This is a genomic window from Brevundimonas sp. UYEF29, assembly GCF_040546195.1.
GTDB lineage: Bacteria > Pseudomonadota > Alphaproteobacteria > Caulobacterales > Caulobacteraceae > Brevundimonas > Brevundimonas huaxiensis.
In genome coordinates this window covers 158810-175234 of record NZ_JBEPNH010000001.1, presented here as the reverse complement: position 1 = coordinate 175234, position 16425 = coordinate 158810, and the positions used below count along the sequence as shown (strand labels likewise).

14 protein-coding genes and 1 tRNA gene are annotated in these 16425 nt (G+C 66.9%); 4 read left to right on the top strand and 11 right to left on the bottom strand.

Annotated elements, in window-relative coordinates; genetic code table 11:
* Positions 1-64: 64 nt before the first annotated feature.
* A complete protein-coding gene (gene recG, locus ABIB58_RS00930; protein WP_354038640.1) occupies positions 65-2152 on the top strand; it encodes an ATP-dependent DNA helicase RecG in 2088 nt (695 codons plus the stop codon).
* On the opposite strand, the gene ABIB58_RS00925 is transcribed toward recG, so the two are convergent.
* From ABIB58_RS00925 to ABIB58_RS00905, 5 genes are read right to left on the bottom strand one after another with little or no spacing between them, the layout of a single operon-like run.
* Entirely contained in the window at positions 2149-2943 is a 795-nt protein-coding gene (locus tag ABIB58_RS00925) for an MBL fold metallo-hydrolase (protein WP_354038638.1), read from the bottom strand. The genes recG and ABIB58_RS00925 overlap by 4 nt on opposite strands.
* On the bottom strand, positions 2940-3722 hold the full coding sequence (locus tag ABIB58_RS00920; protein ID WP_354038636.1) for a TatD family hydrolase: 783 nt from the start codon (positions 3720-3722) through the stop codon (positions 2940-2942). Before ABIB58_RS00920 ends, ABIB58_RS00925 begins: the two co-directional genes overlap by 4 nt.
* A complete protein-coding gene (locus tag ABIB58_RS00915) occupies positions 3722-4711 on the bottom strand; it encodes a DNA polymerase III subunit delta' (protein ID WP_354038634.1) in 990 nt (329 codons plus the stop codon). The genes ABIB58_RS00920 and ABIB58_RS00915 overlap by 1 nt, the downstream gene beginning before the upstream one ends.
* On the bottom strand, positions 4708-5340 hold the full coding sequence (gene tmk, locus ABIB58_RS00910) for a dTMP kinase (RefSeq protein WP_112861909.1): 633 nt from the start codon (positions 5338-5340) through the stop codon (positions 4708-4710). Before tmk ends, ABIB58_RS00915 begins: the two co-directional genes overlap by 4 nt.
* A 49-nt stretch (positions 5341-5389) precedes the next feature.
* Positions 5390-6238 carry a septal ring lytic transglycosylase RlpA family protein gene (locus ABIB58_RS00905; RefSeq protein ID WP_354038632.1) on the bottom strand — a complete coding sequence of 283 codons (849 nt, stop codon included), beginning with the start codon at positions 6236-6238 and terminating at the stop codon, positions 5390-5392.
* A gap of 105 nt (positions 6239-6343) precedes the next feature.
* On the opposite strand from ABIB58_RS00905, the gene ABIB58_RS00900 reads away from it, so the two are divergent.
* The 3 genes from ABIB58_RS00900 to ABIB58_RS00890 all read left to right on the top strand — a co-directional run bounded on the left by ABIB58_RS00900 (position 6344) and on the right by ABIB58_RS00890 (position 8916).
* Positions 6344-6433, top strand: a tRNA-Ser gene (locus ABIB58_RS00900).
* A 124-nt stretch (positions 6434-6557) separates the two neighbouring features.
* Positions 6558-7481 (top strand): hypothetical protein, encoded by a 924-nt coding sequence (locus ABIB58_RS00895; RefSeq protein WP_354038630.1) that lies wholly within the window; start codon positions 6558-6560, stop codon positions 7479-7481.
* A 115-nt stretch (positions 7482-7596) separates the two neighbouring features.
* Positions 7597-8916: an Hsp70 family protein gene (locus tag ABIB58_RS00890; protein WP_354038628.1), complete on the top strand. Its 1320-nt coding sequence runs from the start codon at positions 7597-7599 to the stop codon at positions 8914-8916.
* 171 nt (positions 8917-9087) lie between these two features.
* Here ABIB58_RS00890 and ABIB58_RS00885 read toward each other — a convergent pair whose 3' ends face one another.
* The 6 genes from ABIB58_RS00885 to mreC form a co-directional block, all read right to left on the bottom strand.
* Entirely contained in the window at positions 9088-10206 is a 1119-nt protein-coding gene (locus ABIB58_RS00885) for an acyl-CoA dehydrogenase family protein (protein ID WP_354038626.1), read from the bottom strand.
* Positions 10207-10210: 4 nt separating this feature from the next.
* The gene (locus tag ABIB58_RS00880; RefSeq protein ID WP_354038624.1) at positions 10211-11392 is read right to left on the bottom strand and encodes an acyl-CoA dehydrogenase family protein; all 1182 of its coding nucleotides are present in this window, start codon (positions 11390-11392) and stop codon (positions 10211-10213) included.
* 131 nt (positions 11393-11523) lie between these two features.
* Entirely contained in the window at positions 11524-12678 is a 1155-nt protein-coding gene (gene rodA, locus ABIB58_RS00875) for a rod shape-determining protein RodA (RefSeq protein ID WP_039243638.1), read from the bottom strand.
* Positions 12675-14705: a penicillin-binding protein 2 gene (gene mrdA, locus ABIB58_RS00870; protein ID WP_039243637.1), complete on the bottom strand. Its 2031-nt coding sequence runs from the start codon at positions 14703-14705 to the stop codon at positions 12675-12677. Before mrdA ends, rodA begins: the two co-directional genes overlap by 4 nt.
* Positions 14702-15220 carry a hypothetical protein gene (locus ABIB58_RS00865; protein WP_354038621.1) on the bottom strand — a complete coding sequence of 173 codons (519 nt, stop codon included), beginning with the start codon at positions 15218-15220 and terminating at the stop codon, positions 14702-14704. Before ABIB58_RS00865 ends, mrdA begins: the two co-directional genes overlap by 4 nt.
* A complete protein-coding gene (mreC, locus tag ABIB58_RS00860; RefSeq protein WP_354038619.1) occupies positions 15217-16362 on the bottom strand; it encodes a rod shape-determining protein MreC in 1146 nt (381 codons plus the stop codon). Before mreC ends, ABIB58_RS00865 begins: the two co-directional genes overlap by 4 nt.
* Between the last annotated feature and the right edge of the window lie 63 nt (positions 16363-16425).

Below are 16425 nucleotides of genomic sequence, written 5' to 3'. Positions count from 1 at the left end.
GAAGCGCAGATAGCGTTCCTGAACGGACTTCGCCACCCGGCATGGTCACGCTATGTTCACGGCGATGCGTCCGCAGATTCTCTTTCCCCTGTTCGCCGAGGTCTCGACCCTGAAGGGCGTGGGCCCTCGCGTCCTGCCTCTAGTGCAAAAGGTGGCGGGCCCTCTTGTCCGCGATCTGCTGTTCCTCAGCCCGTCCGGCGTCATCGTCCGCCGCCCTGCCGAGGCCGCCACCGCCGTCGATGGCGAGGTGGGCGTCTTCACCGTGACCATCGACCGCCTCTTCACCCCCAGCCGTCCTGGCGCGCCGCTGAAGGGTTGGGCCAGCGATCCCACCGGCTTCGTGCATCTGGTCTGGTTCGGCGGTTCGCCCCAGCACATCGACCGGCTGTTGCCGCGCGGCGAAACGCGGTTGGTCGCGGGCAAGGTCGAAAGGTTCAACGGCGAGGTCCAGATCGTCCATCCGGACATCGTGACACTGGACAAGGCGGCCGACATTCCGGCGTCCGAGCCCGTCTATCCGGCGACCCAGGGCCTCAGTTCGCGCCAGTTGCGTAAACTGGTTCAGGTCGCCCTCTCCGCCGCGCCCGACCTGCCGGAATGGCAGGATCCCGCCTGGCTCAAGAAGCAGAACTGGCTGGGTTGGCGCGCCGCTCTGGACGCTCTACACGCCCCTACAGCCGAGATGGACCTGTCGCCCGACGCCCCCGCCCGCCAGCGCCTGGCCTATGACGAGTTCCTGGCCCACCAGTTGGCTCTGGCCCGTCGTCGCCGCGCCCGCGAGATCCGGCCCGCCCCCGTCATCGCTCCCGGCGCAGCGTCCGAACACCTGTTCCAGGCCCTGCCCTTCCAGCTGACCAACGCCCAGGCCCAGGCCGTCACCGAAATTCGTCGTGATCTGGCGTCGGGCCAGCAGATGGGCCGATTGCTGCAAGGCGATGTCGGCTCGGGCAAGACCGCCGTCGCCGCCCTGGCGCTAGCGGACGCCGCTGCCAGCGGTTTCCAGTCCGCGCTCATGGCCCCGACCGAAATCCTGGCGCGCCAGCATTACGAGAAGCTCGGCCCCATGCTGGACGCAGCCGGCGTCGCCGCCATCCTGCTCACCGGCCGCGACACCCCGGCGCAACGGCGCGAGAAACTGGCAGCCCTGGCCTCGGGTCAGGCCCAGGTCGCCATCGGCACCCATGCCCTGTTCCAGGACGCCGTCCGCTTCGACCGCCTGGCCTTGGCGGTCATAGACGAACAACACCGGTTCGGCGTGAACGAACGTCAGCGGCTGCAAGCCAAGGGCGACCCGCGCCTGGGCGCCGTGCATCTGCTGACCATGTCGGCCACCCCCATCCCACGCACGCTGGAGCTGACGCAATATGGCGAGCTGGAGGTCAGTCGCCTGCTGGAAAAGCCGCCCGGCCGCACCCCCGTCACGACCGCCGTCCTGCCCTTGGCCCGCATCGGCGAGGTCGCCGCCCGTCTGAAGACCGCCGTCGAAAGCGGCGCCCAGGCCTATTGGATCTGCCCTCTGGTTGAGGAATCCGAGGCCATCGACCTGGCGGCCGCCGTCGATCGCGCCGACGATCTGCGACGCCTGCTGGGCGTGGAGGTCGGCCTGGCCCACGGCCAGATGCCGGGCGCCGAGCGCGAGGCCGTCATGGCCGACTTCGCCGACGGCCGCCTGCCGGTCCTCGTCGCCACCACGGTGGTCGAAGTCGGCGTGGACGTGCCCAACGCCTCGATCATGGTGATCGAACACGCCGACCGCTTCGGTCTGGCCCAGTTGCACCAGTTGCGCGGCCGCGTCGGTCGCGGCGCCAAGGCCAGTTCCTGCATCCTGCTGTACGGCGGTCAGGACGGCGCCTTGGGCGAGACGGCGAAAGAGCGGCTCGAAACCCTGCGTCGCACCGAGGACGGATTCGAGATCGCAGAGGAAGACTTCCGCCTGCGCGGCGGCGGCGATCCCCTGGGCCTGAAACAGAGCGGTTTTCCCGCCTACCGCGTTGCCGATCCGATCCGCCACCGCAGCCTGATGCTGGCCGCCGCCGATGATGCCCGGCTGATCATGAACCGCGACCCAGATCTGACATCGGAACGCGGCCAGGCGGTGCGGGTGCTGGAAGAGCTATTCGACTGGAAAAACCACAAGGCCGGCGCAAGCTAGCCGATCACTCGGCTCCAGCCATCGAATCCGACCTCGACGTTTTTGGGAACAAGCGCGGACAACGCTTGGTAATCCATGTCGATGTGCAGGTTCGTCAGCACCGCATGCTCCACGTCTGCGGCGGCGATCCACGCTAGGGCCTGGTCCAGATGGGCATGGGTCGGATGCGGCGCATAACGCAGAGCATCGACGATCCAGAGCTTGCACCCGGCCACCGCCGCCAACGCCGCCTCGTCCAGGTCGGACACATCGCTGGAATAGGCGACGTCGCTCAATCGATAGCCGACCGAGCGGATCGGCCCGTGCGCCTGATCAAAGGTCGTGACCGGGATCGCCCCACCCGCGCCCTCGACCGACCAGGCCGTGCCATGCGGCGGAATGATCCGTCCGTCCAGAAGAGGCGGATAACCGAACTTGCTCTCGAAGATGTAGTCGAACCGATGCGTCAGCGAGCCATGCGTCGCCGCATCCATCCACGCCGGAATGCGCTTTCTCGCCCGCGCGGCAAAGGTGCGCAGATCGTCGATGCCGTGGGCCTGATCCGCATGATCGTGGGTGTAGAGAACCGCGTCCACATGCTTCGTGCCGCTGGCCAGCATCTGTTCGCGCAGGTCCGGCGAGGTGTCGATCAGCACATTGGTCACCCCCTCCGGCCCGGTCTTCCTCGCCAGCATCGAACAGCGCGTGCGCCGGTTCTTCGGCTCGGCCGGGTCGCAGGCGCCCCAGTCGCCGTCCCCGCGCGGCACCCCGCCCGACGACCCGCTGCCCAGAATGACGACTTCGAAACTCATGCGGGCCTAGGTATCCGGTCAAAGAGGCCGAAGAAGGCCTCGGTCGTAATGCGATCCGCTTCCTCGGCGTCCCAACCCCTGATCTCGGCCAGCTTGCCCAGCACATGGCCAATGTAGGCCGGCTCATTGCGCCGTCCACGATGCGGAATGGGCGCCAGATAGGGGCAGTCGGTCTCGACGATGATCCGGTCGCCCGGCATATCGCGGATCACGGCCCGCACGTCCTCAGCCGCCTTGAAGGTCGCAATGCCGGACACGGAAAACCAAGCACCCATTTCGGCAGCGATTTTCGCCAGTTCCGCGCCACTTGTATAGCAGTGCATCAACATCTTGAAAGGCCCGGCGGCATATTCCTCGCGCAGGATCGACGCCATCACGTCGTCCGCCTCACGCGTATGGATCACCAGCGGCAGACCGGTTTCGCGGGCCGCCGCCACATGCTGCCGGAACACCGCCGCCTGCACCTCGCGCGGGCTGAAGTCGTAGTGGAAATCCAGACCGCATTCGCCGATCCCGACCACCTTGGGCCGCTGGGCCAAGTTGATCAGGGTCGCCGCCGTCAGGTCCGCCGCATCCTTGGCCTCGTGCGGATGGACCCCGACCGTGCACCAGATGTCGTCATTGGCCATGGCGATGCCGTGCGTCGCCTCGAAGGTCGTTAGCCTGTCCGAAATCTCGACCATCAGGCCGACGCCAGCCGCGCGCGCCCGCGCGATCACGGCGTCCCGGTCCTCGTCGAACTGCGGCGCGTGCAGATTCACATGACTGTCGATCAGCATCAGCCCATCCGCTCCTGCTGGGCCTGAACCCGCTTCAGGTCCGCCAGCGCGCCGGCCAGCACATCGGCCTTATCCAGGTTCAGTCCCGCCGCCCGTTCCGGCAACGGCTGCAGCCGCTCCCATAGTTCGGCCCATCGATTGCCTGCGGTCGGCGCGCTCTGCAAGGCGCGCATCCGCACCGCCGCGATCAACCGATCCATCAGGATCTCGAAACGCTCCTGTCCGTCGGCGCCGCGGAACCGGTCGGCGATGGCCAGGGCTTCGGCCCGGTCCACATCGCCCTCGACCCAGCGCCGCGCCAGTTGGTCCATCTCGAACGTCGCGCCGGACGCCAGGGCCAGGGCAGCGCCCGGCGATCCGCCCGCCATGATCGCCGCGTATTCGGCGTCCTTACGCTCCGCGCCTGTCCGGTTGCGCACCAGAGTCTCCAGCCGATCCGGCGTCCAGATCGGAAAGCTCAGCCGCCGACAGCGCGACCGAATCGTCGCCAGAAGCCTCCCCGGCGCATGGGTCACCAGAAACAGTACGCCACGTTCGGGCGGCTCCTCAAGAACCTTCAGCAAGGCGTTGGCGGCGTTGAGATTCAGGTCATCGGCCGCGTCGATGATCGCCACCCGATGCTGGGCCTGCGACGGGCTCTTGGAAAAGAACTCCGGCAGTTCGCGCGACTGATCGACCGAGATCGACTTCTTGGTCTTGCCCCCCTCGACCAAGCGTTCCAGCACTAGCAGGTCCGGGTGCGACTGGGCCGAGATCAACCGGCTGACCGGATCGTCGCGCCGGGCGCCCAACGGCCCGGACGCCGGATCGGCCGCCGCGCCCAGCAGCCGTCGCGCCGCGCGATAGGCGAACGTCGCCTTGCCCGTCCCCTCGACCCCGCACAGCAGCCAGGCGTGGTGCAACCGCCCCCGCTCCCAGGCATCCAGAAACGCCGTCTCCGCCGCGGCATCGGGAATCAGGTCGAACCGGTCACGCGGATGATCGCTCACAGCAGCCGGTCCTGAACCGCCTGCCAGACCCGCGCCTCGACCTCGTCCAGCGATCCGACCGCGTCGATCAGCACGCAACGCTGCGGATTGGCCTCGACGATGCGCAGGAAGCCCTCGCGCAGCCGCTGATGGAACTCCAGACCCTTGGATTCGAACCGCGTCTCGAACAGGCCGCGCCCGAACGCCCGCTCCAGGCCGACCTCGACCGGCAGGTCGAACACCAGGGTCAGGTCCGGCTGGTCGTCCCCGACCACGCCGGCGTCGATCTGTTCGATGAAGCTTTGCGCTACGCCGCCGCCTGCCCCCTGATAGGCCCGGCTGGAATCGGCGAACCGGTCGCACACCACCCAGTCGCCGGCCGCCAGCGCCGGGCGGATGGTCCGCTCCAGATGGTCCGAGCGCGAGGCGTACATCAGCAGGGTCTCGGTCATGGCCGACCACGGCTCGGCGTCCGTGGCCACCACCAGATTGCGGATCACCTCCGCGCCCTTGGACCCGCCCGGTTCACGCGTACGCACGACCTTGCGCTCGCCCAGCACCGTCTGCAGCCGCGCGACCAGCCGCCCGACCTGGGTCGATTTGCCGGCGCCCTCGCCGCCTTCGAAGCTTATGAATTGTCCACGGGTCACGCGCCTTCATGGCGCGCCGACGCCGCCCGGCGCAAGCCCGCGCGCGCGATCAGCTGCCGGATATCAACAGGGCGCCCGCATAACCTCGCGCCACGACCGACTGACGCGCCGCCTCGGCCGCATTGGCGCTGTCCCAGGGGCCTACAACCACGTTGAACCGCCCCGCGCCCCGATCGGCGCGCACCCAGCCGCTCAGGCTGTCGGCGATTCGTCCCGCCTCGACCTGATCCGAGAAACTGCCTGCCTGAACCCAGAAGGTCGTCACCTCCGCCACCGCGACCGGCGCGGGAGCGATAACCGGCGGGCTGACGGGCGGGCTGGCCGGAACCGCGCCGCGCGGCGCGGGCGCCGACGCCCTTAACAGCGTGCCCCCGCCCTGCTGCGGCGCCCGCCCGAGGTAGCGCACCCGCACCCGCCCCACGCCCTGCGACAGCATTCCCAGTTCGCTCGCCGCCTCGCGCGACAGGTCGATGATCCGGCTGTCCACGAACGGCCCGCGGTCATTGATCCGCACCACCAGTCGCCGCCCGTTCTCCAGGTTCGTCACCTCGACCAGACCGGGCAAAGGCAGGGTCTTGTGCGCCGCCGTCAGGGCATGCATGTCGAACCGCTCGCCGGTGGAGGTCGGCCGCCCGTTGAATGCGTCGCCGTACCAGGACGCCATCCCGACCTCTTCGTAATCCGGCTGTTCCTTGGGCGTGTACCAGCGCCCGCGCACCTGATAGGGCCGCATCGTCCCCGACACGATCGGCGCAGGGTCCTTAACGATGGGCGGACGGTCCTCACCGCGCCCGGCGACCGTCCCGCGCACGCCCGCGCCGCCGACGGTGGAACAGGCGGCCAGCAGCGAAAACAGCCCCAGGATCAGCGCGCCGCGCACTCCCTGTCCAAACGTCATCGACCCGCCTCGCAAAAAATACGAAAACAGGATGACCGAAGACATTTCCGCTTTGGTTAATGACCCTTTCGCCTGCTATGGCGTCCGCCTCCGCCGCGGCGGCAAGGAAGTGTGGCCGAGTGGTTTAAGGCACTGGTCTTGAAAACCAGCGACGGTGAAAGCCGTCCGTGGGTTCGAATCCCACCGCTTCCGCCAGCCACTTTGTAACCCCGGCTTTTTCGCGCTCCCGGTTCCCCACTGAGCCGCTTGCTTAGTTTTGCCGAGATGGGCACCCACCTAGCGTATTGCTTGCTTTGCGTTTCGGCGAAATAACCGGGGAATGAAAATTCTACCCGTTATCGTTGTTGGTTTTCTTGCCGTTTTCTCTCCGGCGGCCCTAGCGGCACCACCAGAGGAACGAAAGGAGGCCGCGAACCAGACGGACGCTGAAGAACCTAAGCCCACGGCAGAAAGCGAGAATTCGCCACAGACTCTGGACAGACAACTCGGTAAGCCATGCCTCGGCGATGAAGAGGATCGACGCTCTGATCTCTGCGCTCAATGGAAGGCGGCCGACGCGGCTGAGCGCGGCGCAAACTGGACCGCAAATGGCTTCTGGATCCAGCTGGGCGGATTGATCGTTGGCGCGATTACCATGTTTGCCGCTATCGCGGCTGCTCTGTTCGCGAAAGATGCATCCTACCAAGCTAAACGAGCCGCAGACTCCAGCGACGATATGGCTCAGGAGGCGCGAAAATCCACTTTGGCCGCTGTATCTGCAGCTCAAGGGGACAGAGCATGGATTTTACCTACAGGCTTAGATTACGGACCTTTTCAAAACGGCACGCTTGACGAAAAGGTTGTCGGTAACGGCTTTGCTTTTGTCCCGAAGTTCAAGAACTTTGGTAGCTCACCCGCTCTCGAGGTGTCAGCAAGCCGCCATTTTGAAATACGCCAGAGGGGGATGAAACCGCCAGCCTTTCCGGTTCGTCCCGAAGAACTTGGCGGGCTGATGCCACCCCATCAGGACTTTAGCACCAAAATGGTCGTCTTGGACGACATGGAGACAAGGTCGTTTCGAGCCGGCCAAACCATCGTCTATATCAATGTCCAGACTTCCTATCTGGACATTCATGGTCACAAACGAACGAGCGAGTTCACCTATAGCGCAGAGCATCGAGGTGGAATGAAGGTCGATGCAACGGGCCGCGCCGTTGAAGCTGTTGAAGTCATGCTCAGTCCTGTGGGCCAGAAGGCCACGTAACGATATAGTCCAAATTTATATACGCCGTTGCCTGACAACGGCGCACTTCCGCTTTAGCCCTTGCTATTGCCCCGCCTGACGCTAGGAACCCGGCTCCCCTGCCTGGAGCCCTGCCATGACGGCGACGAAACCGATGACGATCGGGATCGATTTCGGCACGACCAACACTGTCGTGGCCCTGACCGATGCGGACGGCCTCGCCCATCTCGTGACCTTCGACGCGGTCGAGGCTCAGACGACGACCTTCCGCTCGGCGCTCAGCTTCCAGACCCATCCGGGCGTGGACGGCCAGCCGCCCGAGCGCGTTGTCGAGGCCGGGCCCTGGGCCATCGCCGCCTATGTCGAGGATCCGCTGGAGACCCGCTTCATCCAGTCGTTCAAGACTTTCGCCGCCAGCGCCGCCTTCACCGAAACCCGGATCGACAACAAGCGCTACGCCTTTGAGGATCTGCTGGCCGCCTTCCTGCTGCGCCTGCGCCACCACGCCGGCGACGCACTGATTGATGCCCCGCCCGCCGTCATTGTCGGCCGTCCCGTCACCTTTGCGGGCGGCAATCCGGACGAGACCCTGGCCCTGTCGCGCTATCAGACGGCGTTCCAGCGGCTGGGCTTCACCGACATCCGCTATGCGCACGAGCCGGTCGGCGCCGCCTTCTATTTCGCGCGCCAGCTGAAGGCGGACGCCACGGTCCTGGTCGCCGACTTCGGCGGCGGCACCAGCGACTTCTCCATCATCCGGTTCGAACATACGCCCGACGGCCTGCGTTCGACGCCGCTGGCGCGCTCGGGCGTGGGCGTGGCGGGGGACGCCTTCGACTATCGGATCATCGACCAGCTGGTCTCGCCCGAACTGGGCAAGGGCGGTCTGTACAGCTCCGTCGGCAAACAACTGCCTATTCCCCAGCGGTATTATTCCGCCTTCGCCCGCTGGGATCAGCTGGCCCTGCTGCGCGCCTCGCGCGACATGCGCGACATCCGCGCCCTGGCCCGCACCGCGCTGGAGCCCGAGAAGATCGAGCGCCTGATTGAGGTGCTGGACGACAACCATGGCCATGACCTGTACCGCGCCGTCTCAACGCTGAAGATGGCCTTGTCGGCCGAGGAAACCGCCACCTTCCTGTTCCAGGCCGGCGGCGTCCATATCGAAAAGCCGGTCGCCCGCGCCGATTTCGAACGCTGGATCGCGCCGGAACTGGCCGCCATCGAGGGCGCGGTGGATCAGGCGATGGCCCGCAGCGGCCTGGTGCCCGACGCCATCGACCGCGTCTTCCTGACCGGAGGCACCTCCTTCGTGCCGGCCGTGCGGGCGCTTTTCCAGAACCGCTTCGGCGCAGAGCGGATCGAGACGGGCGGCGAGTTCGAATCCATCGCGGCCGGCCTGGCGCTGATCGGGCGCGAGGCGGATCTGGACCTGTGGAGCGAAAAGGCGGTCTAGGTCGGAAGCCCCCTTCCATCGTCATTCCGGGGCGTCCGCAGGACGAACCCGGAACCCAGGGGGACACCGCCGCCGCCTGACGCGGCACGAGCCGTGATGCGCACTCCTGGCTTCCGGGTTCTTCGCGACGCTCAGCCCCGGAATGACAGCGACTTCGATTAGACGCCGACCCTAGAATCCTTGCGCCCGCGCCACCCGTTCGGCGTGGAAGCCAGCATCGCCCAGCAGTTCGTTCAGGACCCGCACCCGCTTCATGAACAGGCCGACGTCGAATTCGTCGGTCATGCCGACGCCGCCGTGCATCTGAACCGCCTCCTGCACCGCCAGTTCGGCGACCCGCCCCGCCTTGGCCTTGGCGACGGAGGCCGCCAGAGGCGCGTCCTCGCGCCCCTCGTCGAGGGCGATCTGGGCGCCGATCGTCGCTGCGCGCGCCAGCTCCAGCTCCGAGAACAGATGCGCAGCGCGGTGTTGCAGCGCCTGGAACTCGCCGATCAGCTTTCCGAACTGTTTGCGCGTCCGCAGATAGTCCATCGTCGTCTTGAACGCCTGATCCCCGGCGCCGGTCAGGCTGGAGGCCGCGCAGGCCCGCCCCAGGTTCAGCGCGCCGTCCAGCAGCGCCTCCCCGCCCCCGACCGTGCCGATCACTGCATCGGCGTCGACCGCCACATCGCTCAGCGTGATCCGCGCCGCATTGTGCGCGTCCACCATCACTGTGCGCTCGATTTCGACGCCCGCCGTCGCCGGATCGACCAGGAACAGCGTCGTCCCCTCGTCCGCCGTGGCGACCACGATCAGGGCGTCCGCCACATGGCCGTCCAGCACAAAGGCCTTGGCGCCGTTCAGATTGAAACCGTTACCCGCCCGCTCGGCCCGCGTGGTGATCCGCGACGGCGCGTGTTTCGCGCCTTCGTCCACCGCCAGCGACAGGATCGACTCGCCTGCCGCGATCCTGGGCAACCAGGCCTGCTGCGCCTGCGATCCGCCGTCGATCAGCACCTTGGCAGACAGGATCGACGATCCCAGATAGGGCGACGGCGTCAGGGTGCGCCCCAGGCTCTCGGCGATCACCCCGGCCTCGACCGCGCCCAGCCCCATGCCGCCCAGCGCCTCGGGGATGATGACGCCGGCGAAACCCATCTCGCCAAAGGCCCGCCACAGGTCGCGCGACACCCCGTCGGCGTCCCGCTCGTCCCGCAGCTTTCTCAGATGGGCGATCGGCGCCTGTTCGTTCAGGAAGCCGTCGGCGGCGTCCTGCAACATTGTCTGTTCTTCGGTCAGGATCAGCGGCATCGTCTCACGCTCCCGGCAGTTGAAGCAGGTGTTTGGCGATGATGTTCAGCTGAACCTCGCTGGTGCCGCCTTCGATGGAGTTGGCCTTGGTCCGCAGCCAGTCGCGCGCCGTCTTGCCGTCGTGCGACCGCTCGCCCTCCCATTCCAGCGCATCGGCCCCGCCCGCCGCCATCAGCAGCTCATGGCGCCGCTTGTTCAGCTCGGAGCCATAGTATTTCAGCATGGAGGCGATGGCCGGATGCGCCTGTTTGGCCTTCACCTGATCGCCCACCCGCTCCATCGCCAGGCGGAAGGCGGCGGCGTCGATCTCCAGGTCCGCGATCCGGGCGCGCAGCATCGGCTCATCCAGTCGTCCGGCCTCGTCGGCGCCGATGGCGTCTATCGCCACCTGCCCTACAGGCCGCCCGCCGCCGACCTCGCCCATCGCGCCGATCATGGTCCGCTCGTGCGCCAACAGATATTTGGCCACGTCCCAGCCCCGGTTCAGCGTCCCGACCAGGTCTTCCTTCTCCACCCGCACATCGTCGAAGAAGGTCTCGCAGAAGGGCGACTTGCCTGAAATCAGGGTGATCGGCCGCGTCGTCACGCCGGGCGTCTTCATGTCGAACAGCACGAAGCTGATGCCCAGATGTTTGGGCGCCTCGGGGTCCGTGCGCACCAGGCAGAAGATCCAGTCGGCCTTGTCGGCGTAGGAGGTCCAGATCTTCTGGCCGTTGACGATCCAGTGGTCGCCCCGATCCTCGGCCCGCGTCTGGATGGACGCCAGATCGGACCCAGCGCCCGGCTCGGAATAGCCCTGGCACCAGCGGATCTCGCCGCGCACGATCTCGGGCAGAAAGCGCTTCTTCTGCTCTTCGGTCCCAAAGGCCAGCAGCGCCGGGCCCAGCATCCAGACGCCAAAACTGGCCAGGGCCGGCTGCGCCTTGATGCGTCGCAGTTCGGAGGCCAGCACCTTGGCCTCCTCCCGGCTGAGGCCGCCTCCGCCGTATTCCCTGGGCCATTCCGGCGCCGTCCAGCCCCGCGCGCCCATCCGCTCCAGCCACAGCTTGTGCGCCGGGGTCTTGAAGGTGGGGTTTCGCCCGCCCCAGATCATCTCGTCGTCGGCCATCGGCCCGCGACATTCGGCCGGGCAGTTCGCCTCCAGCCAGGCGCGCGTCTCGGCGCGGAATTGCTCCAGATCGGTCATTCCTCGTCTCCCATGGCGTGCGTCGCTGACCGGCCGAAACCGATGCGAGACATCGTTGGGAATGACCTTATCCAGGAAATCTCCGCCTTAGAAAGCGAAACCTGAATGCCGATCACTTGGCTTACGTAGCGTTAGATCAGGCCGTGGCCCTTGGGCAGTTCGGCGTAGCGGTGAACCCGCGTCGCCATCACCAGACCGAAGCCGATCATGACGGTCAGCATCACCGTGCCGCCATAGGACAAGAGCGGCATCGGTACGCCCACGACCGGCGCCAGACCCATCACCATCGCCCCGTTGATCAGCACATAGAGCGCGAATGTCGCCGTCACCCCCGACGCCGCCAATCGCCCGAAGTGACTGTGCGACAGCGAGGCGATCCTCAGCGAGATGAGGATGATGGCGGCATAGGAGGCCAGCAGGGTGAAGGTGCCCACGAAACCGAACTCCTCGGCGAAGGCGGCGAAGATGAAGTCGGTCTGGCGTTCGGGCAGGAACTCCAGCTGGCTCTGGCTGCCCAGGCCAAACCCGCGTCCCAACGGCCCACCCGACCCCATGGCGATCTTGGATTGGACGATCTGATAGCCCTTGTCCGACATATCGGCCTCGGGGTTCAGGAAGGTCAGCACCCGGTGACGCTGATAGTCGTGCATGCCGAACATCACATAGGGCGGCACCAGCACGGCGGCGGCGATGATCAGCGGCAAGATGATCCGCCAGCTCAGCCCGGCGACGAACATGATCGCCGCGCCCGTCAAGCCGATCAACATGGCCGACCCCAAGTCCGGCTGGTGGGCGACCAGCAGGAACGGAAGGCCGATAATCCCGACGGGGAAGATCAGCTTCCAATGGAAGCTCGCCTCCTTGGCCGAGGCGCCGTGATACCAGCGCGCCAGGGCCAGCACGACGCCGATCTTCATGATCTCGGACGGCTGTATGCGGGTGAAGCCCAGGTCCAGCCATCGCGTGGCCCCCAGCGCCGTATAGCCCAGCGGCGTCTCCACCAGCGCCAGCATGAACAGCGCCATCCCGTAGATGGGATAGGCCAGGGCGAACCAATATCGGATGCTGATCAGCGACAGCATCAGCATCAGCGCCAGACACAGGCCAAACCGGATCAGGTGTTTCATCGCCCATGGCGACCAGGATCCGCCCGCCACCGAATACAGCATCAGGGCGCCGGTGCCGGACACCACGCACAGCAAGGCCGTCAGCCGCCAGTCGATCTGGCCCAGCTTGGTCGAGACGCGTTCGCGCTCGCCGGGACGTGACAGGGCCGAGGCGGTCAACGGCCGGGCTCCGACAGATAAGGACGCGGCCCGCTGGTCGCAGACGGCGCAGGGCGGCTTGGTTGCGGCGGGGCCACGACATCGGGCTCGGGCGCGGCGCCGACCACCCCGTCCTCAACGATGGCGTCGCCGGTCGGTTCGGGCGGCAGCGGCCGTTCGATGCGGGCGCGCATGTCCGGATCCTTGAGCAGCACGGTGCGCATCACCTCGCGCGCGCGCGGCGCGCCTGCGGTCGCCCCGCCCTTGCCCCCGTGTTCGACGATGACGGCGACCGCATATCGCGGCGCATCCACCGGCGCGAAGGCCACGAACAGGTTGTGGTCCTTCAGCGCCCAGATATTGCTCTTGCGCGAGCCGGAGCCGTAGTTCCGGACCTGCGCCGTGCCGGTCTTGCCGGCCATCTGGATGTCGCCCAGGCCCAACTGGCTCTGGCGATAGGCGGTGCCGGATCGATCGTTGGCCACGGCGATCATGCCCTGGCGCACATATTCGACGTGGGCCGGATCGAACGGCAGGTCCGGCGCCTCGGCCCCGCTGGGCTGTTCGACACCGCCGATGGACTTGATCAGGCGCGGCTGAAGCTGCTTCTTCCCGTTCGCCAGACGCGAGGTCATGACCGCCAGCTGCAGGGCGTTCACCGTGATCGCCCCTTGGCCGATGGCGACAGAGGTCGTCTCCCCTGGATGCCAGACCGGATCGCGCGGGAAGGTCCGCGCCTTCCATTCCGTCGACGGCAACAGACCCTTACGCTGGTTGCCGACGCCGATGTCGAACTCGTGCTCGAAGCCCAGCGCCAGCCCGGCCTTGCGGATATTGTCCACGCCCGCGCGGTTGCACATGGCGTAGAAATAGACGTCGCAAGAGTTCTTGATCGCGTCGTGCATATTCTGGGTGCCATGCCGCCCCCAGCAACGTTGCACGCGGTTGCCGGTGCGATAGGCGCCGCTGCAGAAGACGCTGATGTTGGGATCGACGCCGGCTTCCAGCAGGGCCAGCGCCGTCGTCGGCTTGAAGGTCGAGCCCGGCGGGAAGGTGCCGTTCAGCGTCTTGTCCAGCAGCGGCTTGCGTTCATAGTCGGCCAGCGCGCGATAGGTCTTGGTTGGCACCCCGCCGACGAACAGGTTCGGGTCGAACGACGGCGCCGAGACCATGCACAGAATGTCGCCGTTGCGCACGTCCATGACAACGCAGGCGCCCGACTCATCGCCAAACACCTCCAGCGCGCGGTTCTGGACGTCGGCGTCCAGCGTCAGGACGACTTCCTTGCCCGGCACGGCCGGCCGCGAGCCGCCGATGTCCTCGGCGACGACACGACCGCGCGCATCGACCTCGACCCGATTGCCGCCCGGCTCGCCCCGCAGCGACGTATCCAGAGCCTTTTCTACACCTTGGCGGCCGATGCGGAAGCTGGGGTTGAACAACAGCGCGGGCGGCTGCTCGCCCTTGTCGCGGATCGCCTTGACGTCCCGGTCCGACACCTTGGCCACATAGCCGATGACGTGGGCGAACGACCCGCCGAACGGATAGTAGCGCGCCTCGTTCATATCGACCATCACGCCGGGCAGTTCGTTGGCGTACTGATTGACCTTGGCGAACTCCTCCCAGGTCAGGTCGCTCTTGACCGGCACCGGGTTGAACTTGGACGCCGCATTGACGTCGCGGATGATAGCGCGACGGCGCTCCAGCGTGTCGGGCAGCAGCCGCCCCAAAAGGTCCAGGGTCTGGTCCAGGTCCTTGGTCTCGTCGCGCACCACCAGCACCCGGAAGCTGGGGCGATTGCCGGCGATGACGACGCCGTTGCGGTCCTTGATCAGGCCGCGCGGCGGCGGGACCATGCGAAAGTTGAACTGGTTCTGCGACGACAGGGTCGCATATTCCTGAGCCTGAACGACCTGCAGCTGACCCAGCCGTCCGATCAGCGCGGTGATCCCCAGCGCCGTTGCCCCGCCGAGCACGAAGGTGCGCCGCAGGAAGGACCCCTGACGCTCATTCACATCGGCAAAGAAGATGGAGGGCTCGCCGCTCATCGGAACCGAATATCTCCGTCGTCGAATCGCTCAAGCATCCAGTTGGCGATCGGATACAGCAGCAGCGTCGGCGCGAGCTGTCCGACCAGCGGCAGAATCGCCGGCGCGTTCGTCGCCCGCATGGTCACCACCAGATAGGCCAGAAAGAAGGCGCCCAGCGTACAGGCGGCATAGGCTCCGAAGCGGATCAGTCCCTCATGCCCCGCCAGCAGATTGCGGGACAGCAGCACCGTTCCATAGACGCCCATCAGGCACAGCGCCCACAGACCCAGCGGCGTATTCCAGAACAGATCGAGGAAAAGGCCGATCAGAAACAACACCGCAGGCGCCAGCATCGACGGCCGGATCAAGGGCCAGGCGAAGGCCAGGATCATCGGAATGACCGGCTCGGGCAGATGCAGACCGAACAGCTGGAGCGGCGTTCCCAAAACGACCGTCGCGGCGAGGACGAGCAGGGCCGGATAGACAATCCACTGAAGAGGTCCGACAACGCGAACCGCGACGGGCCGTCTCACGCCGCGCCTCCCGGAGCGGGCGTCGGCGCAGGGATGGGCGCAACCGGTGCAGGCGAAGGGGTCGAACCCGCAGGCCTTGGAGACGTCGCAGCCGGACGAGCCGCAGTCGGCGCAGCGGCGGGCGCAGGCGTTGGCGCTGGCGTCGCCGCCGCAGCACGCGCCCGTTCGGCCTGGGCCTGTTGCGCCGCCGCGCGACGGGCGGCGGCGTCACGGAGCGCTCCGACCTCGGCCGCGCTCGGCTCCGGCGCCGTCGTCAGGCCTGCGAGCGGCGGCGCGTTCAAGGCGTTCGGGCTGACCAGTTGTCCAAAGCTCTGGAACAGCAGCACGCGGACATAGTCGATCGCGCCGTGATCGCTGAACAGCTTGACCCGCCAGGCGCCGTCCACGCCCTTGGCGGCGACCCCGATCGGCAGACCACGCGGCAGACCGCCGCCGTCGCCCGAACTCAGGATGCGGTCACCCGCCTTGATCGAACCGGATCCGCGAATGAACTCCAGACGCGGGCTGTCGCCGCCGTCGCCGGTCAGCATGGCGCGCGCATCGGTCCGCTCGATCATCACAGGGGTGCGCGACGCCACGTCCGTCAGCAGCACGACACGGCTGACGCCGCCCGTCACGCCGCTCACCCGCCCGACCAGCCCGTGTTCCGTCACAACCGGATTGCCGATCCGCACGCCCTTGGCCGACCCGACGTCGATCAGCTTGGCGTTGGAGAAGGGACCGCGCGATTCCGAAATCGCCCGTCCCGTGGCCATGGGCACCGGCGGCTCGGTGCGCAGACCCAGCAGGGCCTCATAGCGGCCGTTGATGTTCTTTTGTGCGATCGCTTCGTCGCGCCAGCCGCGCAGTTCTGCGATCTCGGCCTTCAGGCGGCGGTTCTCACCGATGGCGAAGAAATAGCCGCCGACATAGTCGCGCGCGGCCCCTGCCCAACGCACCGGCGCGGCGAAGACCCCGCCCACTGGACCGGCTGCCGCTTCGAAACCGCCGCGCGCCGCGCCCATGGTCGAGCCGCCCTCGGACGTGGTCCGGTCGCCCAGCAACAGGACGATCGCGCCGATCACGGCCACGACGACGACGACCGCGGCGGTCCACGCCAGCGGCACCTTGATGCTTTCAAAAGGGCCGTCGCGAAACGCCACGGGCGACCTTCCACTCAAAGGGGTTGGAATCGGCAGGACGCCCCCTGCCGCTGAACCTGCCTA

Coding starts and splice junctions, on each gene's coding strand:
- ABIB58_RS00880 (WP_354038624.1), bottom strand. CDS start 11,392: ATGACCGATCTGGAGCAATTCCGCGCCGAGACGCGCGCCTGGCTGGAG.
- mrdA (WP_039243637.1), bottom strand. CDS start 14,705: ATGAGCGGCGAGCCCTCCATCTTCTTTGCCGATGTGAATGAGCGTCAG.
- ABIB58_RS00905 (WP_354038632.1), bottom strand. CDS start 6,238: ATGACGTTTGGACAGGGAGTGCGCGGCGCGCTGATCCTGGGGCTGTTT.
- ABIB58_RS00885 (WP_354038626.1), bottom strand. CDS start 10,206: ATGCCGCTGATCCTGACCGAAGAACAGACAATGTTGCAGGACGCCGCC.
- ABIB58_RS00925 (WP_354038638.1), bottom strand. CDS start 2,943: ATGAGTTTCGAAGTCGTCATTCTGGGCAGCGGGTCGTCGGGCGGGGTG.
- ABIB58_RS00890 (WP_354038628.1), top strand. CDS start 7,597: ATGACGGCGACGAAACCGATGACGATCGGGATCGATTTCGGCACGACC.
- recG (WP_354038640.1), top strand. CDS start 65: ATGCGTCCGCAGATTCTCTTTCCCCTGTTCGCCGAGGTCTCGACCCTG.
- ABIB58_RS00920 (WP_354038636.1), bottom strand. CDS start 3,722: ATGCTGATCGACAGTCATGTGAATCTGCACGCGCCGCAGTTCGACGAG.
- ABIB58_RS00895 (WP_354038630.1), top strand. CDS start 6,558: ATGAAAATTCTACCCGTTATCGTTGTTGGTTTTCTTGCCGTTTTCTCT.